Annotated in this window: 22 protein-coding genes; 20 read left to right on the top strand and 2 right to left on the bottom strand. The window is 59.8% G+C overall.

What is annotated here, in order from left to right:
• The first annotated feature begins 20 nt into the window (after positions 1–20).
• The 18 genes from tssM (at position 21) to HOP58_RS23235 (ending at position 22512) form a co-directional block, all read left to right on the top strand.
• The gene (tssM, locus tag HOP58_RS00290) at positions 21–3686 is read left to right on the top strand and encodes a type VI secretion system membrane subunit TssM (protein ID WP_234259123.1); all 3666 of its coding nucleotides are present in this window, start codon (positions 21–23) and stop codon (positions 3684–3686) included.
• Entirely contained in the window at positions 3670–4248 is a 579-nt protein-coding gene (locus tag HOP58_RS00285; protein WP_010626168.1) for a GNAT family N-acetyltransferase, read from the top strand. Before tssM ends, HOP58_RS00285 begins: the two co-directional genes overlap by 17 nt.
• 25 nt (positions 4249–4273) lie before the next feature.
• Positions 4274–4561, top strand: coding sequence for a type VI secretion system PAAR protein (locus tag HOP58_RS00280; protein WP_181513494.1), 288 nt, complete (start codon positions 4274–4276; stop codon positions 4559–4561).
• Between the two features lies 1 nt (position 4562).
• Positions 4563–6701 (top strand): type VI secretion system tip protein TssI/VgrG, encoded by a 2139-nt coding sequence (tssI, locus tag HOP58_RS00275; protein WP_234259121.1) that lies wholly within the window; start codon positions 4563–4565, stop codon positions 6699–6701.
• Positions 6698–7492, top strand: coding sequence for a DUF4123 domain-containing protein (locus tag HOP58_RS00270; protein WP_234259120.1), 795 nt, complete (start codon positions 6698–6700; stop codon positions 7490–7492). Before tssI ends, HOP58_RS00270 begins: the two co-directional genes overlap by 4 nt.
• Positions 7489–11034, top strand: coding sequence for a hypothetical protein (locus HOP58_RS00265; RefSeq protein WP_234259119.1), 3546 nt, complete (start codon positions 7489–7491; stop codon positions 11032–11034). The genes HOP58_RS00270 and HOP58_RS00265 overlap by 4 nt, the downstream gene beginning before the upstream one ends.
• Positions 11024–12019 carry a hypothetical protein gene (locus HOP58_RS00260; RefSeq protein ID WP_234259117.1) on the top strand — a complete coding sequence of 332 codons (996 nt, stop codon included), beginning with the start codon at positions 11024–11026 and terminating at the stop codon, positions 12017–12019. The genes HOP58_RS00265 and HOP58_RS00260 overlap by 11 nt, the downstream gene beginning before the upstream one ends.
• 549 nt (positions 12020–12568) lie before the next feature.
• Positions 12569–13141, top strand: coding sequence for a hypothetical protein (locus HOP58_RS00255; RefSeq protein WP_234259116.1), 573 nt, complete (start codon positions 12569–12571; stop codon positions 13139–13141).
• Positions 13134–13313: a hypothetical protein gene (locus HOP58_RS00250; RefSeq protein WP_234259114.1), complete on the top strand. Its 180-nt coding sequence runs from the start codon at positions 13134–13136 to the stop codon at positions 13311–13313. The genes HOP58_RS00255 and HOP58_RS00250 overlap by 8 nt, the downstream gene beginning before the upstream one ends.
• Positions 13314–13543: 230 nt before the next feature.
• Entirely contained in the window at positions 13544–14284 is a 741-nt protein-coding gene (locus tag HOP58_RS00245) for a hypothetical protein (RefSeq protein ID WP_234259112.1), read from the top strand.
• 50 nt (positions 14285–14334) lie between these two features.
• Positions 14335–14958, top strand: coding sequence for a hypothetical protein (locus HOP58_RS00240; RefSeq protein WP_234259110.1), 624 nt, complete (start codon positions 14335–14337; stop codon positions 14956–14958).
• A gap of 30 nt (positions 14959–14988) precedes the next feature.
• A complete protein-coding gene (locus tag HOP58_RS00235; protein ID WP_234259109.1) occupies positions 14989–15375 on the top strand; it encodes a hypothetical protein in 387 nt (128 codons plus the stop codon).
• A 69-nt stretch (positions 15376–15444) separates the two neighbouring features.
• Complete coding sequence (locus tag HOP58_RS00230; protein WP_234259108.1) at positions 15445–15948, top strand: hypothetical protein; 504 nt, start codon at positions 15445–15447, stop codon at positions 15946–15948.
• Positions 15949–16005: 57 nt separating this feature from the next.
• Positions 16006–16548, top strand: coding sequence for a zf-TFIIB domain-containing protein (locus HOP58_RS00225; protein ID WP_234259106.1), 543 nt, complete (start codon positions 16006–16008; stop codon positions 16546–16548).
• A gap of 56 nt (positions 16549–16604) precedes the next feature.
• Positions 16605–18269: a hypothetical protein gene (locus HOP58_RS00220; protein WP_234259104.1), complete on the top strand. Its 1665-nt coding sequence runs from the start codon at positions 16605–16607 to the stop codon at positions 18267–18269.
• Positions 18270–18293: 24 nt separating this feature from the next.
• Positions 18294–18635 carry a hypothetical protein gene (locus HOP58_RS00215; RefSeq protein ID WP_234259103.1) on the top strand — a complete coding sequence of 114 codons (342 nt, stop codon included), beginning with the start codon at positions 18294–18296 and terminating at the stop codon, positions 18633–18635.
• Positions 18636–18637: 2 nt separating this feature from the next.
• Positions 18638–21169 (top strand): Hsp70 family protein, encoded by a 2532-nt coding sequence (locus HOP58_RS00210; RefSeq protein ID WP_234259101.1) that lies wholly within the window; start codon positions 18638–18640, stop codon positions 21167–21169.
• A gap of 92 nt (positions 21170–21261) precedes the next feature.
• On the top strand, positions 21262–22512 hold the full coding sequence (locus tag HOP58_RS23235) for an ATP-binding protein (RefSeq protein WP_234259099.1): 1251 nt from the start codon (positions 21262–21264) through the stop codon (positions 22510–22512).
• A 97-nt stretch (positions 22513–22609) separates the two neighbouring features.
• Here HOP58_RS23235 and HOP58_RS00200 read toward each other — a convergent pair whose 3' ends face one another.
• Positions 22610–23305 carry a PspA/IM30 family protein gene (locus tag HOP58_RS00200; protein ID WP_234259097.1) on the bottom strand — a complete coding sequence of 232 codons (696 nt, stop codon included), beginning with the start codon at positions 23303–23305 and terminating at the stop codon, positions 22610–22612.
• Between the two features lie 28 nt (positions 23306–23333).
• The gene (locus tag HOP58_RS00195) at positions 23334–23738 is read right to left on the bottom strand and encodes a DUF2170 family protein (protein WP_234259095.1); all 405 of its coding nucleotides are present in this window, start codon (positions 23736–23738) and stop codon (positions 23334–23336) included.
• A 174-nt stretch (positions 23739–23912) separates the two neighbouring features.
• On the opposite strand from HOP58_RS00195, the gene HOP58_RS00190 reads away from it, so the two are divergent.
• Both HOP58_RS00190 and HOP58_RS00185 read left to right on the top strand, forming a co-directional pair.
• Entirely contained in the window at positions 23913–24536 is a 624-nt protein-coding gene (locus HOP58_RS00190; protein ID WP_234259093.1) for a hypothetical protein, read from the top strand.
• A gap of 39 nt (positions 24537–24575) precedes the next feature.
• Positions 24576–26516, top strand: a complete 1941-nt coding sequence (locus HOP58_RS00185; protein WP_234259091.1) for a hypothetical protein — start codon at positions 24576–24578, stop codon at positions 26514–26516.
• The last annotated feature ends 95 nt before the right edge of the window (positions 26517–26611 follow it).

Raw genomic sequence — 26611 nt, 5'->3', positions numbered from 1 at the left:
AGGGACGAGGGCTAAGGCTCATGTGGAAAAGTGTGAAGTCCGGTCTGAGTCGCTGGGTACCCGGCGCCTCCAGGGCTGAAAGCAACCTCAACCGGGCCAAGATGCACGGCAACAAGGCTCAGGGCATCGGCAAGCAGGCGAGCAAACTCACCGCCGTGCTCTGGTGGCTGCTGCTGGCCGCACTGGTCGCCGCCATCTGGTGGCTGGGGCCGATGTGGCAGGTACGCGACAGCTACCCGCTGGCGCCCTGGCTCAACCGTCTGCTGGCCACCCTGGCGCTGGCCACCCTGGTGGCGGTGGTGTGGGGCATCCGCCTCGCCCGCCGGCTGCGCGAGGTGAGCGACGAGCGCCGCCACAACGAGCAGTTGCAGCTCGACCCGGTGCTGGCCCAGGTAGAGCAGCAGGAAGCGACGCTGAACGCCACCCTGCACGAGCTGCTCGACAACCTCGGCGCCGGTCCCGGAGCGCGCTACAAGCTGCCCTGGTACCTGGTGATGGGCGTGGAGAACGCCGGCAAGACCAGCCTGATCAACCGCTCCGGCCAGAACTTCGCGCTGACCCACGTGATGAAGGCCTCCGGCCAGGGCAAGAAGGGCAATCAATACGGCTTCGACTGGTGGATCGGCGACAAGGCGGTACTGATCGACCCCGACGGCGAGCTGCTGACCCAGGGCGCGCTGGAAGGGGGCGAGCCCCAAGAGATGCAGAGCCGGCTGTGGGATCACTTCGTCGGCTGGCTGGAATACAACCGCCCCCAGCGCCCGCTGGACGGCGTGGTGCTGGTGCTCGACCTGGCGCGGCTGAGCGATGCCCGGGTAGCGGTGCGCAAGGCCTACGCCTCGCTGTTGCGTGCGCGCATGCGCGAGCTGATGGAGCGCCACGGCGCGCGTCTGCCGGTCTACGTCACCTTCAGCAAGATGGACCTGCTGCACGGCTTCGACGACTTTTTCCGCCACTACTCCCGCGCCGCGCGCCGGGCGCCGCTGGGCTTCACCTTCAGCGCCGAGAGCGTCGAGCGTATCGATCAGTGGGCCGACGAGTTCGCCAACTCCTACGATGCCATGCTCGAGCGCCTCAACCGCAGCCTGCCCACGCTGCTGGCCGAGTGCCGCGACCGCGAGGAGCGTGAATCGGTGTTCCGCTTCGTGCGCCAGCTCGCCGGCCTGCGCGACGTGCTGCTCGGCTTCCTGCGCGAGGCGCTCTCCAGCGACCGCTACTCCACCGCCGCCATGGTGCGTGGCACCTACTTCACCTCGGTGTACCAGCAGGGCGTGCCGGAAGATCCCTTCGTCGACGCCGCCGCTCGCCGCTACGGCATGGCCGATACCACTCAGCCGGCCCACCGCGCCGCGCGCAGCGCGCTCTACTTCACCGAGGAGCTGTTCGAGAAGGTGATCTACCCCGAGGCGGGGCTGGCCGGCGACAACGCCCGTGCCGCCCGGAGGCGGCGTCGCCTGCGTCGTACCAGTGCCTTTGCCTGCCTGGTGGGCGGTCTGGCGCTGGTGGGTGGCTGGAGCCACTTCTACCAGAAGAACACCCAGGCGCTGGCGGCGGTTGAGGAGAAGGCCGAGGCCTTCCTCGCCGCCCAGCCCGACGAGCTGCGCAGCGATGACCCCACCGGCTATGCGCTGCTGGAGCCCCTCGACCGGCTGCGCGCCGCCACCCTGGAGTTCGGCGACTATCGTGAGCACCTGCCGTGGCTGGCCGACATGGGCCTCTACCAGGGCCACGCCGTGGGACGTCAGGTGGAGAGCGCCTATCTGGCGATGCTCAGCTACCACTTCCTGCCCTCGCTGATGATCGGCATCATGGACGACATGAACCGCGCCGAGGCGGGCAGCAACGAGAAGCTGGCCCTGCTGCGCGTGCTGCGCATGATGTCCGACGCCAGTGGGCGTCAGCCCGAGCGGGTCGAAGCCTACATGGCGCGGCGCTGGCAGCGTGCCTTCCCGCAGCGCGGCAGCGTGCAGGAGCGCCTGCTCGACCACCTCGCCTACGCCATGGCGCACACCGACCTCGAAGGCCAGATCGCCTCCGGCGACCGTCACGCCGAGCAGGCCATGGCGGCACTGCGCGGCAGTCTGCAGGCCGCTCAGGAAGAGCTCTCGCGTCAGCCCATGGATGAGCGGGTCTACGCCACCCTCAAGGCCGAGAGCTCCACTCGCAGCGGCGCGGTGCTCGAACTCCCGCAGGGTGTGGGACCGTCGTTCAACGCCGTGTTCATGGCCCGCGACGACGAGCTGGAGCGCCTGCAGGTACCCAGCCTGGTGACCCGCGACGGCTTCGAGGGCTACTTCCTCAAGGAGATCGAACAGGCCACCGAGCTGGCGATGATCGACCTCTGGGTGCTGGGCCAGCGTGACGACATCGCCTTCAGCGCCGCCGACGAGCGCCAGCTGCGCGATGCTCTGCACGAGCGCTACGTCAGCGACTACCACGTGACCTGGCGTCAGGTGCTCGACGACCTCTACCTGGTACCGCTGCCCGACATCGATCAGGCCGTGTTCGTGGCCGATACCCTGCTCGGCGCCAGCCGGCCGCTGGATCGCCTGCTCGGCGAAGTGGCGCGCCACACCCGGCTCTACCCCGAGCTGCCGGAAGACGACGAGACCGCCCGCCAGGCGCTGGAGCGCTCGCCGCGCTACCGTCTGGCCGGCGAGATCGAGCGCAACTTCCGCGATCTCAATGCGCTGCTCGACGCCCGCGGCGACAACCCGGCCGACATCGCCGAGATCAAGGTGGCCATCGGCGAACTGCGCGACTACCTGCGCCAGGTGCAGGGCGCCAGCGACCCGGGCCGGGCGGCCTTCCTCAGCGCCCGCGACCGCCTGGCGCTGCGCGGCGGCGACCCCATCCACAACCTCAAGCGCATTGCCGAGAACACCCCGGCCCCGGTGGATCGCATGCTCGAGAGTCTGGCCGACCAGAGCTGGCAGCTGATGATGGCCAGCGCCATCCGTCACCTGGAGCACCAGTGGCTCGACGAGGTGGTGGGGCCCTATCAGGAGCGTCTGGCAGGCCGCTATCCGCTGGTGCCCAGCGCCTCGCGTGAGGTGGCACTGGCCGACTTCGAGGCCTTCTTCGCCGGCGGTGGCATCCTCGATCGCTTCTATCAGGAGAACCTGCGTCCCTTCATCGAAGAGGCTCCCGAGTTCCTGGTCGACGCCGAGGGTAGTCCGCTGCTGCGTCAGAGCGTGTTCACCGCCTTCCAGCGCGCCGAGCAGATCCGCCAGGCCTACTTCGGCCGCGACGGCGTGCTCGACGTGGAGTTCGCCCTGGAGCCGGTGAGCCTGAGCGCCGACAAGCGCCGCAGCGTGATCAACATCGACGGGCAGATCATCGACTACGCCCACAGCGCCAGCTCGCGGGTCTCGATGATCTGGCCCAACGCCCTGCGCGGCGGCAACGAGAGCCGCATCACCCTGGTGCCGAGCCAGGTCAACCGCTCGCCGCGCAGCCTCAGCCGCGACGGCGCCTGGGCCTGGTTCCGTCTGCTCGACGAGGCGGAGATCACCAGCGCCGGCGAGCGCGACCTGGAGCTGCGTTTCCAGGTCGACGGTGGCACGGCGCGCTATCGCCTCTACGCCACCGGCTCGCGCAACCCCTTCACCCGCCCACTGGTCGCCGGCTTCCAGCTGCCCACCGCGCTGTACGCCGAAGGAGGCTTCGATGTTGGCAGCCTTTAAGCGCCTGTTCGGCGGCGAACGCCGCAAGGAGGCGGCGCCTGCCAGCACGGAGGAGGCGGTGAAAGGGCTGGAGGAGGCCTCGATGGAAGACATCGACGCCTTCCTCGAGGCGGCCCGGCGTGCCGATACCAAAGGGCACTCTCCCTGGGTACTGCGCGATGAGGCCCGCCTGGCCACCCTGCGCCGGGCGCTGGAGTTCACCGTGCAGCACGGCCAGTGGCTGCAGCGCGACGGCGGCAACATCGCTCGCTGGCAGGGTCGGCTGCTCAAGCTGCGTCACGGCGAAGGGCCTACCCTCGGCATGCTGCTGGCGTGCCGACCGGATGACGAAGCGGCCTGGCAGCTGCGCTTCTTCTTCGTCGAGCCCGAGTGGCAGGGCAGCGGACACGGGGCCCGCCTGCTGCGGGCGGCGCGCCTCAGCCTGAACGGCGTACCGCTCAACGCCCGGCTGCCACTGGCCTGCCAGTCAGCGATACGCAGCCTGGAGCAGGCCGGCTTTGCACGCATGCACGTCAATGCCTTCGAGGTGGCCAGCTTCGAAGCGCCCGCCGAGTGGGACTAGGCGAATAGCGACAGGAGAACGACAGATGGGACGCAAACTGGTACTCGTGGGTGACATCGGCACCGATCACGACGGCTTTCCGCCGACGCCGGTCACCGCCGGCAGCCCGACCGTGATCATCGACGGCAAACCGGCAGCGCGCCTGGGCGACCCCCTGGCCCCGCACGACAAGCCCAAGCACCCCTCGCATCCGCGCTCCATTGCCGAGGGCTCGGGCACCATCCTGATCGATGGCAAGCCGGCAGCACTCACCGGCCACGCCGTCGATTGCGGCGGCGTGGTGATCGGTTCCGCCAGCGGGGAGGGCAGCTGACATGGCCGACCGCACCGGACTCCAGTTCACCCTCGACCTCGCCGGGGTCGACAGCGCCGAGCTGGCGGTGATCGACTTCACCCTGGAAGAGGCACTCTCGCAGCCCTTCCACCTCGAGGTGCGTTTCGCCAGCCGCGACGGCAGCCTCTCCGCCACCGAGCTGCTCGACCGCCCGGTGAGCCTGACGATCTGGCAGGACGGCGAGGTGCTGCGCCGGGTCCACGCCGTCGTCAGCGAGTTCGGTCGCGGCGACCGCGGCCATCGCCGTACCCTCTACTCCCTAGTCGCCCGCCCGGCGCTGTGGCGCCTCGACCTGCGCCACAACTCGCGCATCTTCCAGGAGGTCTCGCCGCTTACCGTACTCAACACCCTGTGCGACGAGCGTGGCCTCACCGACGTCGCCTTCGCCGTCACCCGAGATCTGGCGGAAAGAGAATTCCTCGTGCAGTACCGGGAGACCGATCTCGCCTTCGTCGAGCGCCTGGCCGCCGAAGAGGGCCTGTTCTACTTCCACGAATTCGAAGACGCGCCGAACGGCGCCCATCGTCTGGTGTTCGCCGATGCGCCCCAGACCCTGGCCCACCTGGGCGAGCGTACCTACCACGGCCGCGCCGGCGGCACCCCGCCGAGCCGCCACGTGCGCAAGCTCCAGCAGCTCGCCCGGGTCGCCCCGGCCTCGGTCACGCTCAAGGACTACTCGTTCAAGAACCCCGCCTATGCCCAGCTCCACGAGCACGCCGCGGGTGACCTGGAAGAGCACGCCCAAAGGGACGACTACGAACACTACGACTACCCCGGGCGCTACAAGGCCGACGCCTCCGGCGACGCCTTCACCCGCATCCGTCTCGAACACCTCAGAAGCGGCGCCCTGACCTGCGTCGCCGAGAGCGATCTGCCCGAGCTCGCCCCAGGGGTCAAGTTCACCCTCACCGACCACGACCTCAGTGAGCTCAACTGCGATTGGCAGGTGGTCAAGGTCAAGCACACCGGCAGCCAGCCCCAGGCCCTGGAAGAGGATGGTGTTACGCAGAGTGATGCGGCGGGCCTAGGCCTGCGGGGTCGGGCAGGCTCGGAAGCCATGACCAAGTTCGACAACGAACTGATCCTCACCCCCGCCGACCGCGCCTGGCGCCCCACGCCCAACGCCAAGCCCCGCGTCGACGGCCCGCAGATCGCCTTCGTCGTCGGCCCCGAGGGCGAAGAGATCTACTGCGACGAGCACGGCCGGGTCAAGGTCCAGTTCCCCTGGGACCGTTATGCCGAACCCAATGAAACGGCGAGTGCCTGGGTGCGTGTCTCCCAAGGCTGGGCCGGCGGCGGCTACGGTAGTCTCGCCATCCCGCGGATTGGGCATGAGGTGGTGGTGTCGTTCCTCGAGGGCGACCCGGATCAACCGCTGATCACCGGGCGCACCTACCACGCCGTCAATACGCCGCCCTACGAACTGCCGGCGCACAAGACGCGTACCGTCATCCGCACCCAGAGTCACAAAGGCGAAGGCTTCCAGGAGCTGCGCTTCGAAGACGAAGCCGGCCAGGAACAGATCTGGCTGCACGCCCAGAAAGACCTGGAGTTGCTGACCCACAACGACCGCACCGAAGAGATCGGCAACGACAGCTTCCTCACCGTGCACCACGACCGCATCGGCGAGATCCACGCCGACGATCACCTGACGGTACACGGCAGCCGCCACACCCAGATCGACGGCGACGACCACCTCATCGTCGACGCCAGCCGTCACGAGAAATACGGCCGCGCCCTACTGGTCGAAGCCGGCCAGGAGATCCACCACAAGGCGGGCATGAAGGTGGTGATCGAAGCCGGCGCCGAGATCACCCTCAAGGCCGGAGGCAGCTTCGTCAAGCTCGACCCCAGCGGCGTCACCATCGTCGGTAGCCAGGTCAAGATCAACTCCGGAGGCAGCCCCGGCTCCGGCAGCGGCCAGGCCGCCCAGGCACCGGCGCTGCCGCGGGAGGCGGTGGGGGAAGTGCACGAGAATGTCACCATGGGGCCGGTATTCGGTAAGCGTCTCGATCAGGCCATGGCCGACGATATCCCCATGATCGAGCGCTGCCAGATGCAGCGTGACGGAAGCTGCCCCCTGTCCGACTGCCCTTGCAGGGGGCGTGCAGCGTCATGAGGGTGATCCGCGCCGATACATTGTCCGAGCTGCTCGTTGGGAAGGGCCGCCACTTGAGTCATTGGCTGGTTCTCGAAGAGACCGGCCAGACACTCGCCTCTCTGTACCAGCGGGTACCGAAGCTCGAATACGAGTGGCTGTTTCTGGAAACGCCCTATGCCGACTTCCTGAAGCGGAGCCCAGTGGTGCTTCGGATAAACGATGCACCTGACGAGCTCTTGCAGGCATTTGCCCAGGACCCGCGCAAGGGAGTCTCGCCGGGTATCGTCGTGGCCAGCCAAGCTTCGGAAGATGCGGTGCTTACGCACTTGCGCCGTTGTTTGAGCGTTGCCTTCTACGGCGATCGCCAAGGCATGTTGCGGTACTACCACCCAGACGTGGCGGCAGTGCTCTTTGCTACTCCCGAACATGTCAGCCAGGCCTGGTTCGGTCCTATTGAGCGCTGGATATGGCACGGCGAAGCGCATCCGAGAACGCCGGCAGCGTCCGCATGGCATGCGCTATGTGCCGACGATGAAGTGTCTGTGCAACACGTCGATCCGCTCCGGCAGGCCGAGGCGGCGGCTCAGCTTGCACTTACCGCCGGGCAGGAAGCCGCACTCGAGCGCCATATTCGGGTGATGAGGGCCTGGAAGGCGTTCCGCCAACCGGGCGAGCGTCTTGATGACCCGGCAGCCTACCGCCGCTTTCTTGCCAGTGCCTACCTCGAGCAGGCGCTGGGTCGGCAAAGCGATCCGGCCGTTGCCCTTGAAGAGCCTATGCAACCCCCTAGTCAATGGAGTGCCACATGAGCCAGGAATTGAGCCAGCACAAGGCGTGTGAAGAACCCAAGCTCTTCATTCAGGTCATGGGCAAGGACCACCCCGAGGGCCACCGCTTCGTCTTCTTCGACCTGGAGAACCAGCAGGAGCAGGTGGACCTTGCCGAGGCAGTCGAGGAAGAAGACTTGCCGGAACCGCTGAGCCGCATCCATGGCTGGGCCTGGGAAGGGCAACCGCGCCGTAACGTCTGGCTGGAGATCGCCAGCGAAGGTGAGCCGATACGAGTACCGCTGTTCGGCAACGTAGGCGTCACGCCATGGCAAGAGCATGAGCGGCATACCGTCCACCAAGCGCATGTCGTGCAACCCGTCATCCCGTTGGCTTTCTGGCAGTCGCTGCAGGACGATGCTACCCACGCCCTGCCGTGTCGCCCCGGCTACCTCTACATCCATTATCGGGGGGCCATATGGCGAGAGATCGAGGTGGGTGTCTCCGAGTCGGGTGAGTGGCAGTTCCGTGATGTCGATCTGGCACAGCACCGCAGCGAGACAGATGGCTATGTGGAGGACCGTCGTCCCACCGTGGGGCTGCCGTTGACGGAAATCTGGCTGCCGGCCCGGCGCGAAATGAGCTGGATGGGCCGCGAGGTCAAGGTGGCGTTCTCCGACGTGCAGTGGTCGGCGGCCAGACTGAACCATCTGGAAGCCAACCCTACGGCGATCAATCAGCGCTTCCAGTCCGTTTCGCTGCGCGATCCGTCCGAACGCGTTGCAAGCGGAAGGCTGCTGGCCGCCGAGCGGCTGACGCCGCAGCGCGAACGAAGCGCCAGTCTGGAAATGCAGGTCGCTCACCCGCCGCTCTGGACCGAGGATCTTTCGGGCAGCGTATTGTCCTCGCTTTACCAGCAAGCCTTGAGCGAGCAGCAGCGCTTCGATGGAGGCGGTTCGGACGCAGTGAACGGCGCCTGGAACGAAGCCAACAGGGATGACTCGCCTCTGAAGCGGGAGGTCGGTCTGCGTGCCGCTGCTGTCGAGTCGGTGTGTCAGGCAAACCGCAGCACACCCGTGCAGATGGAAGAGGCCAGCGAGCCGCCAGTTTGGGAAGAGCTGCCTGAAGGCAGCGACATTCTTGAGGATGCCAGGCAGCGTGAGATACCGGGCCTCGTCATACATGACCCCTTGTTCGAACTTCGCCACGCCCTGAGCCAGACACAGCTGGCCCAGAACTACCTGGCGCTGCTGCTCGAGCGCTGCGCTTCCCGGCCACACTTTCGCAGCGCCGTGCTGGTGCAGAAGCGCGTCATGCCCGAGCGCCTAGGGGGTGAGAGCAACCCGCTGCGCCGCTTTGCTTCGCAGCCGGCGCTGCGCTACCTGGGTGGGGAGTTTCACACCAGCGTGGCCACGCTGGCACGAGACATTGCCCATCGTCTCTGGGAGTTTCACCAGAATCGCCTCGCCGACTTGCTGGGCAATGCGGTCTACCAGCGGATATTGGCGGATTACTTCAGCCTGGAGGGGGGAGACTATATCAGTGGTTTCTGCCTTGCCGAGCAGTGCTTCACCGCCCTGAGCCTCGACCCGAAACGAGTCGACACCCTGGTAGATCAAGACATTCCCAGTCTGTTCCACACTGCCAATCCGGCAAAGGCCCAACGCACTCTACTCTCCTTGCTCGAGGATGGCAGCCGCGAACCGCTGCACGCCATGTGCTTCCCCGACAGCGAGGCTCATCCAGTCGAGGTGCCTTTCGTACTACCGGAGGAGGAAATCAATGACGGTAGCGGTCGTTTCCGCCCAAGGGCGTTGGCCGAGGAGAGCGAACGCAACGACGTTCCGGATAAGGACGACCTGCAGACCTTTGAAGCTTCTTTTCTGGCTGCCATGGCTCGCCTCGGCACTCTGGATGAACTCAAGCGCTGGGCCGATGCTCTCGATAGCGTATTCGGCAAGATCGCCGAGAGCGGCAGGAACCTGCTGGGCCAGGTAGCAAGCGAAAGCCAGCGCACGTCCGCAACGGCCAGAATCTATCTACCCGCCTTCAATGCCTCGCGCGGCGCGTTTCATAGCCTGCTGGGCGATCTCACCTTTCGCCCGTTGGATGGGATCAATTTGGATCGTATGGTCTTGCTCGGTGTTGAGGATGTCGCCACGGGCATGACCTTCGGGCTTACGAGAGCGGATCGCCTGCACTTGCAGCAATACCAGCAGGGCCAGTTCTACGGTGAGGTGTATCGCACCTCGGACGGTCAGTTGCTGGGCGGCACCAATAAACAGCGGCTTCGCTCCATGGCCGAGGTAGGCGAAGCCCGGGAGGTACGCTTCGTGTTTGCGCCTGCCGATTCACGCGCCGCCGATCTGGTACGCCGTGGCAGCAGCCGTATTGGCTTTGCTGAGCGCGCCACGGAAGCTACACGGCTGCCTTATATTATGGTCGTCGTACAGTCAGTTAATTTGTGGCAAAGTTCTAGTGCGGTAAAGGAAAGAGCGAAAGCCCGCTTTGATACCGTGACCGCTCTGGTTGATTTAAGCCTCGCCACATTGAACGTAAGTGACTATATAGCTCGGCGGCATCAGGCGCCTAAAGTTGCTATTGTTAAGATTAGCAATATTAGTCAAAGAGTTTTGGTGCGAAATGGTCAGGCTAATATAATAACGCGTCTGTTTCCTGATTTAATAAAGGTCAACTGGGCAGTTGCCAAGTTTGCAGGCTTTCTGATGGCGATATCCATGACTTGGGACGCTATTGGGCGTATGCGTGAAGGGGATAATGACGCTGCGCTGGCTTATGGTGTGGCAGCGGTAGGTGCCACGATGTTGATGCTATTCAGCGGCCCGGTGGGCTGGGTCGGCTTAGCGTTGCTCTTGGGCGGTGCCGTGGGCGGTATATTGCTGACCGATGGTCCGTTGGAGCAGTGGATCAAGCATGGCCCCTTCGGCGATCAGCGTGGCCGTGCCCCATGGCTGGAGGAGCCGGAGGAAGCCTACTATCGCTTACAGGGTATATTCGCCAATATCCAGGTTTCACTGCGTAGGGTCAGCCCGGTGGAACGCGACTCCCTGCTCGCCAAGCTGGGCAACACCCATACCTCTCCAGTGGAAACGGTCATGCCAATGGGGCAGCTATGGCAAGCTCAGTTCGATCCGCGCCAGGCCATCAACACCGCCATCGAGGTACGTAGCGCCTTGCCCGGTATGGGGAGAGAGCTGAACGATGTCACGGTGCTGCGATTGGTACAGGGATCGCACTATCGTTCGCCAGCAGGCAGTTCATGGACGGAGAGATCCTCGACTCGTTTTCAACCGCTGCTTACGCAGCTGGGTGCGCAGCACATCACCTACTTTGTGCATTCTCCCGCCAACGAGGCCATGCGTGGCTTTGGCAGCAGCACCGAATATCGCTGGGACGTTCAGGTACAATTCCGTGAAGCGACGCAGATACCGCTGCGCCCTAGCCGGCGCATCTACCCGGCGCCAGCTCCACTGACAGCCATGCCGGACGATATGTCGGCCATCCTCAGCGTCGAGAGAGCCGAAGATGACTACTGGATCAAGGAAAGACTCAATGTCCGCTAAAGAACATCTCGGTGACTACTACGCCGATAGCGCTTATATCCCCACCAAGCGTCAGCAGTGGGAGGTGGCGAACCCTGAGCGAGACACTATTATTGGCTCTCGGCTTTCTTGGGACCGGCGGACCCAGGATAATGGCACTAATGAAGAGTATGGCTATAATAATATTGCCATTTCCCAGAACTGGGAGGAGCAACGTGCGAGTAGTGGGCTGGAAGGTGACGAGGTTTTCAAAGCTATAAAGGTACGTTACGATCATCAAGTTGTTATGCCGCCTAATTACACAGCCATGGCGAAATATCTTCATATGGTAATGGGTTTTGCTATTGTTGGATTTTGTTTGTTTTTATTTGGGTTTCTTTTTCTGACGGTTCTTGACTTTTTCCGATGGGCATTCGGTGGAGATAGTGTTGAGGAGTTTTATGCGGGTTTCTTGATTAATGCGGGCCTGTGCTTGCCTGTGGTAGCGATTTGTTTGATTCTTTGGCGAGGGGGGCGATATCTGGAAAAAAAACATCCATCCGTATTTTATGGCATGCGAGAGGCTCCCCTCTGGCAGCTTAATCGCCAAACGGGACTTTTCACCATCTATGATCCTAGGAATGCCTGGAAGACTCGCCTGGAAGCCCCTTTCTGGGAGTTTGATGCCTTTCTGGAAAGCTCCCCCGATACCCAGGGCAGTGCCACCTACTCGCTGATTCTCTATCACCCCTTCCAGCGGATCCGGCAGAAGCTGGATGCCCAGTTTCCGCCGACCAAGATGCCCGGTGAGCTGGTCGCGGCCTGGCAGTTCCTGCAGCGCTACATGGATGTTTCGCAGCCGCTGCCCGATGTGCCGGGCCTAGAGATTCATCGCCACAAGGACCCCACCACGGCGGCGGCGGACCAGCAGCAGGGCCGCAACCCGCGCTACTGGCGCGACATGGACGAAGCCAGCGTGAAGCAGATCCAGGAAGCGAAGTACCGCAAGAACATCCGCCTGCGCTAACCGCAGTCAACGAGCCAATCGCCGGGCCTTCTACTCGAAGGCCCTAGCCCCGCTATTGCCTGAAACCGCGCAGCGGGGCGGAAACATACAACCATCAGGGCCGACGCCAAGCGTCTGCCCCGGCGGTAGCGTGGGGAAATCCAGAGGCATGAGGGGTTGGCTGGCGCCTGCTCCGCTGACGGCGATGCCGGAAGATATGTCGGCTATCCTCAGCATCGATAGAGCGGAAGATGACTACTGGGCCAAGGAAAGACTCAATGTCCGCTGAAGAAATGGCTTGAGTGAACCTTTCCTTGCACCAGGTGAGCACGAGTTTTTCCAAAATACTTTGATGGCGCTCTGCCAGAAAGAAAAGAGGAGTTCTGGGGTGTTTAGGAGTTGTCTATGCACAATTCCTGAATGCCGGAGAGGATCGTATATTCTACGCCGTCGATTGCCATAATGATGAAGGAGTGCGGGATCTTTCCTGTGGAATGGTCAACTACAGCGATGTCCTGAATATTTGGATTGATTCATATTGTTGCAGTGTTAGTGGGGATAGGAAAAGGAATGATGAGCGCTATTAAATATTTTGTTCTTGTTGCAGTTGTTTTGTTCAGTATTTCGATATCGGCTGACGAAAATTATGGTGAGGAAGAGGCGGTAATAGAGTTGTTTTTCGAATATCTGGCTGCTTACTCAGATTCAGATTTTCATAAAGCAGCCACGTTTGTTCATCCGCAACATTTGAGAGACTATGAAAAATACACCCTCCCGGTTCTCATTGAGGCAAAGAACCACCCCTTGAGTTCGCAACACATGATTGTGGAGGTATTTTTTGAGGGGGTGCCAGACGAAAAAATATATGAAATAACCGGTGCTGAGATATCAGCGCGCCTTGATCGTGCCATGGTCAGGTTTCTTCCAGTAATTATTGAATCAGCGCGTCTAGAAAATATAAGCATCAAGTCTGTCGAATTCCTTAACGAAAACCGTGCCAGGGTAAGTTATGATTACCATCCTGAGGATGGTGGAGTAGAAGAGATTGAGGATAATTTCGCCAAGTATTATGGAGCGTGGCGCATTCTACTACCCGAGTCACCTAAACAAGCTTCAGAGAGTTTAAAGAGCCTTTTTGAGTAAGGCGGCCGACTGTCAGGTAAAGACCTTCACACTTAATTATGATGCAAGAAATGCCTGGAATACTCGCCTGGAAGCCCCTTTCTGGGAGTTCGATGCCCTTCTGGAAATCACCCCCCGCTACTGGCGCGACATGGACGAAGCCAGCGTGAAGCAGATTCAGGAAGAGAAGTAGCGCGAGAACATCCGCCTGCGCTAAGCGCAGTCAACAAGCCAATCGCCGGGTCTTCTACACGAAGGTCCTGGCCTCGCTATTGCCTGAAACCGCGTAGCGGGGCGGAAACATACAACCATCAGGGCCGACGCCAAGCGTCTGCCCTGATGGTAGCGGAGGGCTTCATAGTTGTGTGATCCCTTCGTACGCGTCTTGCCAGTAATGAAAGGCCTATCAGAATAGGAAATTACATGTCCTTAAGTAGCGAGTATTCCTTACGCCCACCAGTAGGGCGCATCACACAAACGGCTAACCGACTTCTGGTACGTGCCTTGGAGGCGCTTTTTTCCCTCTGGGGACTGCTGGCCGTCGGTGCCTGTGTGTTGGCAGGTATCGCATTAATGGTTGCTGGTTCATGGGCGAATGGGTTTCTGCTAATCATCGCCCCTTTCGGCCTGCTGTTCGCGATTGGACTAGCCTGGCTGGCGATCGCCACTTATCTGTTGATGCTGTTTGGCGAGCATGAAAGTGGTCGTACGTTTGCGATGTTCATACTTGCGATGTTCGTGTTGCCGCCAATGGTACTGTCAGTCATGTACGATACCTTGCTTTTCCGGGTTATGAGCCCTTCGCTGTCTGCCACTGTGCTGACTGGAATGACAGTGGGATTGTTGATTCTCGGCCTGTTTGTGGTCAACCAAGCTCTAGCTCGCTGGTCGCATCGTATCGACTTGTTGGCTCATGGTCTCAATCTGCTGTTGGTGTTAGCGGTAGTGGAGTTGACTTTTCCGTACCGGGAGACATTGCTTACCCATGTTCAAACTAGTAAATGCCATACAGTAGAAAGTACCTTGCGCTCTGGGATTAAGCAGAGCGGCACAATCTGTCTGGCAAGCTTTTCTATTGACGGTAAGACTCGTGAAATATGGATATCACCTGGCGCTAGGCGTAGTGTGCGTGTTCGACACGGAATATTTAACCATTATCGTTGAGAGCAGTTCCCTCGTTGCTTTTAATTGCTTTCTAAACTAATGAGAAAACCATGCTTCCATTAAATTTCAAACAGACTTTCGACATCGAATTTCTCCAGTCCCTGTATGATCACCTCCAAGGCTATGACGAATCGTTGAAGCTGGTGCTTAGGACAAAGAGTGGTCGCAAGACTGATGACCCTAGTCAGGCCTGCATTGGGGAGATTCGTAATTCCAGCAACAAACCGCTGTTTGGTATGGGGCCGAAGGAGGGAGTCGTTCACCTGAAGCATACAGGAGAGCTTCGAACTCCCTTGCTCGATTTTTTGAAAGAACAGGGCGTCGATAAGGAGGCAGTAAGTTTTGATATGGGCATCATCTGCGTGATGGCATACGCTGTGTTGGTCGCAGGTGGTGGACTGGTCTATGCCGTAAATAACTATGCCGAATTTCTATACCCTTATATTCTTGCCTGCGTAGCTTTTGTACTCTCAGGCCTAGCGCTGATGGCGTACTCCTACAAACCTGGCCAGGAAAAATGGTCGGTTCCTTCCTTTATCCTGCTCGCCATTGGTGCTTTGCCCACCGCTCCAGCAAGTCTATTGACATTGCCAATGGTCAAGTCCCTCGGGCGAGCCAAGTTAAAAAGGCTTCTTGAGCACGGTGAGGAAGAAAAAGGCTTATCGCACACCTAATTGAACCTACTTTTATCAGGGAATGAGAGAGTGAGTAAGAAAGAAGAAAAAGCTGTGTTGGAAGACCTGGATTTTAAATGCTCTTCATGTGGTTCATGTTTCTGTGAGGAGTCGCAATGGATTGCTGGGCTACTGGAGTCACGGACGGCCACTTGCCCGAGTTGTGGCGCTGAGTTGTTGCTAGGGAAGGAGGAAGAAGGAAAGCTGGCAGCCTTCATGAAAAAGAAGGATAGATTCGGGAAGGCAATGTTCGTCTTTATGTGTGCCTATTCCCTGGGTGGGCTCGTCGTGTCTTTACTTTTCGGCGGGCTGGGCTTTGTGCTTTATATGCCTGTTGGGCTCGTGGCCTTCACTGCTTTAAAGATGTCGTTCGACAGCAGGTCTGATCTTTCAATTCGATTGGAGGTGATGACCTGATCATTGTGTCGGCTTTTGGTTGTGCTCTAGAGGCGAGAAATTTTCTTTAACTGAAAAAGAGAGAATGTCGTGGGGAACAGAGTGTTTGGTGAGGTTGAAGTTGATTTTGAAAGCTTACCTGAAGAGAAAGAGGTGCCAAGGTTTGAGTCTCGATATGAGGCTTACTGTAGAGAAAGCAAGACAACCAAGGTCATCGCTAATGTAGTGATGTGTGTGGCAGGGTTGATGGTCTTTGTCGGGGGGTGCTTCCTGGTATTCGGGCCAAGCACCGTCATGGTCAACAGGTTTTCAGGTCCGACATTCATACAGTTTCTTCAGCTATATCCTGGGCCTATTGTTTCATTTGGTGCCCTCTTGGCTTTTTTGGGAGCCAAGCTCGTCCCTGATAATCACACGCCCGAAACGTATATGTTGACGTATTACGGGTTGAAAGGCGAGGAAGAGTGGGGCAAGCCACTGAAAGTAGATCATGTGAAGGGAGATCTCTTCCGTTTCGATCACTATAGCGACGAGGAGCTGAGTCGCCTTGGCTTTGGTAATAGTCAAGAGAATGTCGAGCGTGCCGATACTTGAGATGGCGTGACAGTGGGCTCAATGAAGCGATGTAATGATAATCTTTAGGAGCGGGGAATGAAGTGTACTGCGTGTGATTCGGGCAATCTAGTGCCCAGCTTTCTGGACGATCTGTTTCGTTGCCATACGTGTGATAACTGCGGCGGAAACTGGATTCTGATCGAGGATTATATCGGTTGGAAGGAACGGCATCCCGAGCATGTATTCTCTGGTGAGAGCATAGAGGCCGAAGATTCTCCGGGGGCGCTGATCTGCCCTATGAGCGGCGGAATCATGCGGAAATTTCGCGTTGCGAAGGACAACGCTCATCGTCTGGATTATAGCGCCAGGGTTGGTGGGGTGTGGTTGCACAAGGGCGAGTGGGAGATGCTGGTGGCTGAAGGACTGGCGGGTAACCTTAACGCCATTCTTACCGACCAGTGGCAGCATCGTATCCGCAAGGAGAAAGCCAGCGAGTCACTCGAGAACCTGTATCGCAGTAAGTTCGGCGATGCCGATTACGAGAAAGCCTGTGATATCAGGGAGTGGCTGCATGCTCATCCTCATAAGTGTGACATCCGCGCGTTCCTGATGGCTGATTCGCCTTTTTCAGCTTCCTGAGAACAGGATAAACGATTTCTTTATAGAGCCGGAGCCAAGCCAGGATGGGGGGAAGTATGGGAGCAGTAGATGATGTAGAAGCCGTTGATGAAGTTGATTCGAAACGTAACGGCGTGGCCTATGAAAGTTTGACGAACAACCCTTTTTTCATGCTTAAGGTGTCTCCAGAGGATAGTCTGGAGGTGCTTACGGATCGCTTCGAAGACATCGTCGATGACCATCTCATCGATGAGCAAGCAGCTCTGAAATATTACCAGGCCTTGAGCAGCTCGTTACCTCGCCTTGAGGCAGAGGTGGCTTGGCTGCCTGGAGTGCCCTTCGCACAGGCGTTCGAGGCGGCGCGTGATAGCAAGGTGGCCGACCTATCCGATTGGCCGCCGCTTGCCGCGGCCAATCTCGGAGTGATTCGAATTGCCATGGGTAGTGAGGCGACGGCGACGGAGCTGAAATCTCTCCTGGCGCAGTGGCAGGCCGTTCAGCCCGATGAGCTAACGAAGTCGATCTCCCGGCAGCGCGAGGCCAGCGGTTTTCCCGCGGTGGATGTCGAGCAGGTCAAGGAAGTCGTGGAGCGCCATACACGCGAGCAAGCGAAACACCTCTTCGAGGCGTTGAGCCGAGGTGCAGAGGAGCGGTTACCTGCCTTGTTGTCGGAGGCGCTCGAGGGCATTGAGGAATCCTCCTCTTCGTGCCGCTTCACACGAGAATTGTTGACGGCTTATCAGCGGTGGTGTGATGAGCCAATGAAGGCGCTGGGTGCCGAGATTGACACCAGCCTTCAGCAAATGAATACGCTCCTCGACAGCGTCCTCGAACTGGACATCGAAACCGAGAGCGAAGCCGATATGGAAATCGGCAGCGGGATCGAGAGTGAGGCTTTCCATGCGCCGGCAGAGACTCTGCTCGAATGCCTCAACCGCTGGGAAGTACTTTCGCGACCGCTCCGGTTGGAATGTCAGCGCAGGAGCGTAGATGAGGCGCATAGTATGAGAGTCGTTGCTGCCACTTTGGACGTTGGCATTCGAGCACATACTTACATCCCTGAACGGGCCACTGAGCTGGTTACCATGGCGCGTCGATTGACGCTTGGCGTACCGGGAATCGCCAAAAGAGCGGAACTCATCCTGAATATGCTGCAGGACATCGCCGACCTCAATTACCTCGAGGAGCATGCCCCGGATTTTGGCCGCTGGGTGGAGAGCCTGGGGAGCGATCAGGAGCAGCTGGAGGCGACGATTCTCGCTCACGAGCAGCACCATCCGGAGCCCAGCATCGAGAACAGCCTCTTTCCAGGTTTGGTTGAGTTGTTGGAGAGCGCTACTGATGAAGCGCTGGTCCGCGGGGCTTGGGTGCGGTGCAATAGGGTGCTCGGAGAGATGACCAAGGTCATGCCGCTGGTTCATGCGGCTCGTCATCTTATCGAGATCGAGCGGCAATACCCCTTGGAGGGCTCATTTGGCGAGCGGCTGCGATCGAACTGGCAAGAAATGCTGTGGCTCGAGGTGCAGGCTGGTATCGAGCTGAGCCGCTACCTATACAATCAGCAGAACCTCACCGAGTGGCTGCAAAAAGGTCATGAGCGTTTCGGCCATGATCCTGACAAGCTTCGCTTTCTCGATGCCCAGAAGACGACAATCGACCCACCGTCAGATAATGGCGTTGTCAACTTCGTGGTATGGGGCGTAATAGCAATTGTCTTCTTCCTCTTACTCCTTTCTCTGTGAAGCCTAAGTCATTTAAGGACAATCATGGATATTGATCTCGCGAAAGGGATGCTTCTGGAATATTGGCGTGTCGAAAAGCTGTGTGAATCACTGCTCGATGCCTTGCCACCTCATCAATTCAAGCAACAGGCTGCGCAGCTGCGCTACTCGGCACGGCAGACTTCTCGACTCATAGCGCCGCTGGAGTTGGAGGTGGTGGATTATATTCACCAGCGTTACGTGCCAAATCTTCCGGTACAGGTAATCAATAACGAAGAGATGGTTGGAGAGGGTGAGCTGACCATCGTCCAGACCATCGAGCCGACCATCGTTCGCCAAGGAGAGGTGTTGCACCTCGGTCGCGTCATCGTCAAGGGAAGGAGCTGAGCATGTACATCGGTATCGATTTGGGTACTTCCAATAGCGCAGTGTCTTGCTATTTCCAGGGCAAGGTGGAAGTCGTGTCCATCGAGGGGGGAGACAATGTTCTGCCCAGTGTCATCTACGTGGACGAGTCAGGGAACAAGCTTTACGGGCAGCGTGCCTTCGAGCAGATGGTGCTGTCACCTGACAATGTGGCGGCCGGCTTCAAGCGCCTGATGGGAACTTCCACGGAGCTACACGTGGGGCATGGCAGGACGATGACCGCAGAGCAGGCCAGTGCGGATATCGTACGTCAACTCTTGGCCCAAGCCTTCAAGGCCTACCCCGATGAACCGGTGGAAGGATGCATCGTCACGATTCCGGCGGCGTTCAATCAGATGCAGAGCGAAGCCACGCTTCGGGCTACCCGGGCGGCCGGTGTCGAGGCCGTAGGGCTGCTGCAGGAGCCGATCGCTGCCTCCATGGCGGCGATCGCTGCCGGTGAGCTCGATACCGGACTATTCCTGGTCTACGACCTGGGGGGCGGTACCTTCGATGTGGCGTTGGTACAGAGTGTCGGTGGAGCGGTCAATGTCCTCGATAACCTCGGTATCAACATGCTTGGTGGACGTGACTTCGATCGCGAAATTCTGCATGCCGTGGTCGTCCCTTGGCTGCAGCAACGCTTCAGTCTACCCGAGAACTTTCTCACTGAGCCTGGCTACCAACGGCTGTTGCGCATCGCTCGCATGGCAACCGAGCGTACGAAGATTGCGCTATCCAGCAGCGATGTCGAAACGCTTTTCGTCTCCGGAGACGAGATCGGCACTCGTGATGAGCGCGGCGAACCAATCTACCTCGATCTAGAGATCGGTCGGGAAGCGCTGCGTCAGTTGATCGAGCCGCAAGTGGACGAAACCGTTGCGTTGTGTCGACACATCCTCGCCAAGAACGGTTATCGGGCCAGCGACGTGGCTCGTATCGTTTTCATCGGCGGGCCGACGAAAACGCCATGGTTGGTAGAGCGAGTCGCTGGGCAGCTGGATATCGTGGCCGACACTACGGTCGACCCCATGGTCGCGGTGAGCTATGGCGCCGCCATTTTTGCCGAAAGCCGCGAGTGGGAAGAGGGTGGTTCCGTACGCAAGTCGTCGCGGAACACGCTGGAAGTTGCGGAGTTGGCGCTGCGCTACGATTTCCCCGCACGTACTTCCCGGGATACCGCACGGCTGAAAGTGTCGCGAGGTGCGGTGGGCGGCGAGGCGCTGGAAATTCAGGTCGACTGCTCCAGAGGGTGGACGTCGGGCCGGCAAAAGCTCGAGGAGTCGGTGACGTTGCGACTGCCTATCGCCCAGCAGGGAGAGAATCACTTCCGTATCAGCATGTTCGGCAGCGATGGCCGGCCACTCGCCGAAGCCAGCCGGCAGATCGTGATTCTGAGAACCCATGCTAGCGCAACCGGCATTCCAGCGACTCAGACCATCTCGGCGAAGGTGGTGGAGATGGGAAGCGGTGGAGCGATCAACACACTCGAACCCATGATCGCCAAGGGCACTTTGTTACCCGCGGAAGGCACCAAGTCGTTCCGAGCGGCCCGAGGCGTGCGCTCAGAGAGTAACGAGCACATCTCCCTGGAGCTGTATCAGCATGCCGAAAACGTGGATGATCCGGAACAGAATCTAAGCGTTGGAGCTTTTCGTATATCAGGCAGCGATCTGCTGCCGGGCATGTCAATCAACAAGGGTGACGAAGTCATTTGCCAATGGCGCATGAACGATAGTGGCATCCTGCGTGTGGTGATCGACGTTCCAGCGGTAGGGCAGACCTTCGACACGGGGCATCTCTATGCCGATACCGATGGACACCGCAACTTCGACGGCGAGGAAGGCAAGGGTTTGCTGTCCAGCCAGATGGAGGAGGCCAATAGCGAGCTGGCGCAGGCCAATACACGTCTGGGCAAGGAGGCACGACAAGAACTAGGTGCCATTGGTGCTGCCCTGCAGGAGCAGCGTCGTGCTGCGGAACGTGCCGTCGACCCCGAAGTGCGGCGGGGCATCAGCGAACGGGTGAGGGCTTTACGCCAGGACCTCTCACGCCTGGTGCACTCGCCCCAGCACCGCAAGACGATGCTGAGTGGGTACCATGACGAGTTGGTCAAACTCTACGAGCGTGAGCTCGATATTGGCAATCTGCCTCTCGACAGCGAGCGCTTCCGGCGTATGTCGAAAAGTGCCCTGGAGGAACTCGAGCGCGGCGACTCGGCGGCGCTCAACGATGCCGAGCGGATCATCAACGAGATGGATGCGCTGGTTTACGACTTGATGCTCCAGCGACCTGAAGTCGTGGTCAATGTGTTCCGCAGCGTGGCGGAGCGCTCTGCCACGAGCGTAGATGCCGAACGGCATGCGAACCTGGTGAAAGAGGGCCAGGAGGCGGTCCAGAACAACGAAATCATGCGGCTCAAGTCGATCAATAATCAGTTGTTCAATCTTCAGGCTCAACATGGCGCGGGACACTCGGTGAACGTGACCGATCTCGCTGGCCTGATGCGGGGGTGACGGTGGCTTCGTTCCCTTGGTTTCCCCTGAGGACGCGACTGGGGCACGAGCATCATGTTGCTGGCCTCAAGCACGAGGGGCCTGGCTATCAGGTGCTCGCACTCGAACCGGTGGATCAGGTTGCCCTGGTTCTGGCCCATGGTCATGACATGGCTGCGGCCTGGGAGCAGGTGTTGGCACCGCGACAGGAAGCAGGGCGCTGCTGGGTCGAGCGATACGGCAACGATGCTTACTGGGTGAGTCTGTTCCAGAAACAGCATGAGCCATTGTCCATCGAGGCGATCGCCCAACGGCCCGATTACATGTCCCCCCGCGATCTCATGGCCATTGCTCGCGCCCTGCGTAGCATGCCCGACGGCCATTGGGGAGCGGCGCTCTATTGGCCGGATGCCCAGCTCTGTCTACCGACCAGCCTTGAAGCGGAGACGGCTGCTCAGCGCAAGGATTTGGTCATCTCCCTGCTGACCGGGGGCGTTGCCGATGGCCGGCTTTCGCCCCAGGAAATCCTGCGCTTCAACCAGTGGCTGACGCTGCAGGATGTCAGGGCGATCTTCGAGGTGCTGGACATCGACCGGGTGGCTGCCGAAGGCAGCCGCCCCTTGCCCAGTGAGCCCTTCCGCCTGGCTGGACAAGCCAGGCTGGAGGCCTTCTTCAATGAATACATCGTCGACTATTACCGCCGCAAGGACGCCTATGCCGCCATGCAGGTCGCGCCACCCAACGGGGTACTGCTGTACGGGCCACCTGGCTCGGGCAAGACCTATGCAGTGCGAAAATTTGCGGAATACCTCGGCTGGCCGGTGCGGGAGGTCGATCTTGGCAAAGTCGGCAGCACCTACATTCACCAGACCAGCCTACGGCTGCGCCAGGAGTTCGAGCAGGCCGAGCGCGAAGCGCCGAGCATCATCATCATGGATGAGCTGGACGCCATGGGGGCGAGTCGTGAGGGAGTGCGTCACGAGCACAAGATCGAGGAAATTTCGGAACTGCTGCGCCTGATCGATGCGGCGGGCCGCCGCGATATCCTGGTAGTGGGCATGACCAATCGGCCGGAAGCGCTGGACAGTGCACTGCGACGACGGGGCCGCTTCGACTACATGTTGGAGGTTCCCTATGCCGACCGAGAGGGCGTGAGGGACATGCTGCGCAGTGAGCTGGCCAAGCGGCCCACGGCATCGAGTCTCGATCTGGAAGCGTTGGCACATCGGCTCACGGGGCATCCGTTGAGCGATATTGCCTGGGTCATCAATGAAGCCGGACGTCTAGCGGTGCGCAGCCAGCACAATATCATCGACAGCTGGTGCCTGGAGCAAGCGATGGCCTCTCTTGTAAAAGAGAGCTGAGGCTTTGCCAATCCAGGGGAGTGTTGATGCTCGGCTCGACATCCTCGTCTTGCCAGGAGGGAATCAGGAGCCATGGGTGCATGGCTCCTGATACTGGTCACGCGCCAGGCTGATTGCGCGAGGCCTTGAGGCGAGCCATGACGCTTTCCACGGCATCGCTTTCCTGATTGATGCCGGCAGCCTTGAGACGCTCGTCCAGGTCGGCGCCGGTCAGTTCCTTCTCGAGCTGCACGCTGGCACTCTGCTGATCCTCGATACGCTGCTGGCGCTCGCGGATACGTTCCAGGGTGGCCTTGGCACTGCTCAGGGAGGATTGGTTGCTGCCGATGTTGGTATCGATCTGGGCGGTAGTGCGCAGCACCCGCTCGTTGGTCTTGACGACCTGGAGTTCGCGCTTGTATTCGGCCAGCTGCTTCTCCGAGCGCTGCATGCGCTCGCGCATGGCGTCCACCTTGCCCTGCAGGTTGGCGCGGGTGGCGGTAAGGTCGCTGCGTTGCCGTTCGGCTTCGACGATTCGCTCCGCGACTTCACGGGCGAGGTCTTCCTGGTTGGCTTGCAGGGCCTTGTGCGCCTCGGCTTCTCGACGTGAAATCTCGTCTTCAAAGCCCTTGATCTGACGGCCGAGCGAGGTGTTTTCCGCCATCAGGGCGGCAAGTTCCTGACGCGCCTGGCGGAGTTCGTTCTCGGCGTCGCGGATCTCCTGCTCGAAAATGCGGTTTGCCTGGCTATCCACGACGGACTCGCCCAGCTCGTTGACGCCGCCGCGTACGGCGGTAAGGATTTTTTTGAACATCGATCTCATTCCCTGTGGCTCCTTCCTTTTACTTTAAGAATTCTTCAAACAATTCAAGTAAATCGATGGTGTTGTCAGCAAGGGAGCCGAGCTCCTGAGCGATTTCCCGGTAGGTGGCGGAAGTCGAAAGTGCGCCATGCACGACATAGCGCTGGTCGATCTTGCCTAGGGCACTCAAGGGTAGCGGCACGCTGAGCCGAAGCATGCTGTCGAGGAGTTCCGGAAGGCGCTCCTGAGTGACTTCGCTCTCATCGAACAGGTAAGTGAAACAAAGGATTTGTGTTTCGTCGAAAGTTAGGTAGACAGGCACCTCTTCTGCACCCGAAACGGTGACTTGCAGAACGTCTTCTTTGCCTTCTATCGGCATGACATGAAAGTGGCGGCCTTCATAGGTGGTGTCGCTGAGGTGTAACATTAGGTCTTGCGTATCCACTTCGCTCTCCTTTTCTCGTGGAAGCCTGTTGACAGAATTAATACAACTCATTAAGTTTATCCAGTTGACTCGGGGGTTGGCAACGACAATTGATTACAGCTGTCGTTGAAGGGGGCTTTGCCAAGGATCACTCAGGCAGCCTTGGGTAAGTCTGTATCAGGGATGATTGCATAAATGTCGATATTCCTTTCTATTGTCACGTCTTTTCCTACCGTTTTCTTTACCGTTCTACTCTGCGTGGCTGTTATCTATTGGCTGGTATCCCTGACGGGACTGGTCGATAGCGATGCGCTGGATGGCGACATCGGGGGCGATGGGGCGGTGGATTTCGGTGGGTTGCTTGCCACGTTAGGGCTTCAAGGCGTCCCGCTCCCTCTGGTGATTACGTTACTTTCCCTGTCTGGTTGGCTGATCAGCTACTTCGCCGATCTTTTGTTGGGAATCAATACTCTTAGCGGCTGGCTGGGTGGGCTGCTGAGTGTCATTCTGCTGATCGTGTCGATCATTGGCGCATTCATCGCCACAGCGGTGTTCATCCGCCCGCTACGCCCTCTCTTCGTCCGGGCTTATCACAAGCCCCAGGACATGCAGCTCATCGGCGCGCTGTGCACGATTCGTTCCGGCTCGGTTGGAGCGACTAGCGGAAGTGCCGACGTGCATATCGATGGCTCGCACTTGATTCTACAGGTAAGAAGCGATTCACCCCTGGTTCGTGGGGACAAGGCAGTGCTCATCGAGTACCTGCCTGAAAAGAAGGCCTACTGGGTCGTACCAGAAAAAGAGTTCCATTCCGGCTAAGCCGGGTTAAACGCGCGGGAAACTTGGGAGACTAAAGCAATGGACTTGTCGTGGATCATGCCGCTGATCGTGGCAGTTGGCGTCATCGCCATCACCATTTTTGCCTTGTTGGCTTTATTTCAGGCTTTTTATAGAAAGATCGATCAGGGCCAGGCCCTGATCGTCAACGATCTTTCAGCGACACCCAAAGTGTACTTTACCGGTGCCATGGTGCTGCCCGTGATCCATCGGGCCGAAATCATGAAGATATCGGTCATTACCCTGGAGATGAATCGTACCGGCAAGGAAGGTCTGATTTGTCGCGACAATCTGCGTGCCGACATCAGCGTGGCATTCTATCTGCGGGTCAATGCCACGGCCGATGACGTATTGCGTGTTGCCAAGTCGGTTGGCGTGGGCCGCGCTTCCGACCGGGATGCAGTGAACGAGCTGTTCAATGCCAAGTTCAGTGAGGCGTTGAAGACCGTCGGCAAGAAGATGGACTTCATGCAGCTCTTCGATGAGCGTCAGCAGTTCCGCGATGCCATCGTCGAGACCATCGGTCAGGATCTGAACGGCTACATCCTGGAAGACGTGGCGATCGACTATCTCGAGCAGACGCCCAAGAGCTCACTGGACCCTAACAACATCCTGGACTCGGAAGGCATCAAGCGCATCACCGAGATCACCGCGCTGCACAACGTCGAGACCAATCGTCTGGAGCGCGACCAGGAGCTGGAGATCCAGCGCAAGAACGTGTCTGCCCGTGAGGCGGCACTGGAACTGGAGCGGACCCAGACCGACGCCGAAGCGCGTCAGCGTCGCGAGATCGAGAGCCTGCAGGCACGCGAGAGTTCCGAAACCGAGCAGGTTCGTCAGCAGGAGCGCGCCAAGAGCGAGGCGGCTCGCATCAAGACCGACGAAGAGCTGGCGATTGCCGACGAGAACAAGCAGCGCCAGATCGAGATGGCGGCCAAGGCTCGCGAGCGTGCCGTACAGATCGAAGAGGTGCGCATCCGCCAGGCGCGCGAACTCGAGGACGTGAACCGCGAAAGGGCGGTGGAGATCGAGCGGATCGGCATGGAGAAGGCGCTGGAAGAAGAGCGCAAGGAAATTGCCGACATCACCAGCCAGCGCATTGCCGTCGAGCGCAGCGTGGCGGAAGAAGAAGAGAACATCCATGACGTTCGCAACCGTGCCGAAGCCGAACGCCAGAAGGTCACTCGCCTGACGGCTGCTCAGGCCGAGGCCGAAGAGCGCAAGCTGAAGGAAGTGCGGCAGGCGGAGGCGACCTTCGAGCGTTCCAAGCTGGAAGCCGAAGAGCTGCTGATCCGCTCCCAGGCGGAGCTGGATGCCGCCGAGAAGAAGGCCGCGGCAGAAGAGAAGCAGGCGCGTGGCCATCAGGCCATGGCCGCCGCCGATGGTCTAGCCGAAGCCCAGGTGCTGGAAGCGCGTGCCCATGCGCTGCGCAGCGAAGGGCTGGCCCAGGCCGAGGTCAAGACGGCCAACGCCAAGGCCGAGGAAGAGACCGGCATGGCCGAGGTGCGCGTACTCGAACAGCGCCTCGAGACCGAGGCGATGGGCGAAGAGAAACTTGGCACTGCAAGGGCCCAGGCTCGCGAGGCCATGGCTCGCGCCGAGGCCAACGGCCTGGTCGAGAAGCTCAGGGCCTACGACAACATGTCCGAAGAGGCGCGTCATTTCGAGGAGTTCCGTATGAACCTCGAAGTGCACGAGAAGGAGGTCATGGCGCAGATCGAGGCTCAGCGTATCGGCATGCTGGAGAACGGCAAGGTCATGGCCGCGGCGCTGCAGAATGCCAAGTTCGAGCTGATTGGCGGCGACGGCGATATCTTCGAGAAGTTCGCCAAGGGTCTTGGCTACGGCAAGACCGTGCAGGGTGTCCTCGACAAGTCTCCGGCGCTTCAGGCGACCCTGATGGGCCTCGCCAACCGGGCAATGAGCAGCCAGCCGGCGGTCAAGTCCTCCGAAACCGCTTGAGGCCGGGGCAACACCGCCCGAGTGGTGTCGCCTCGAACGGTCGTCGGCGGGGCCAACCCTGCCGGTGACCGACCTTTCGCTTCAGGACCGCCATG

Source organism: Halomonas sp. MCCC 1A11062 (assembly GCF_021404355.1).
Lineage (GTDB): Bacteria > Pseudomonadota > Gammaproteobacteria > Pseudomonadales > Halomonadaceae > Halomonas > Halomonas aerodenitrificans.
The sequence above is the reverse complement of the archived record's forward strand: the minus strand, read 5'-3'. Positions and strand labels throughout refer to the sequence as shown.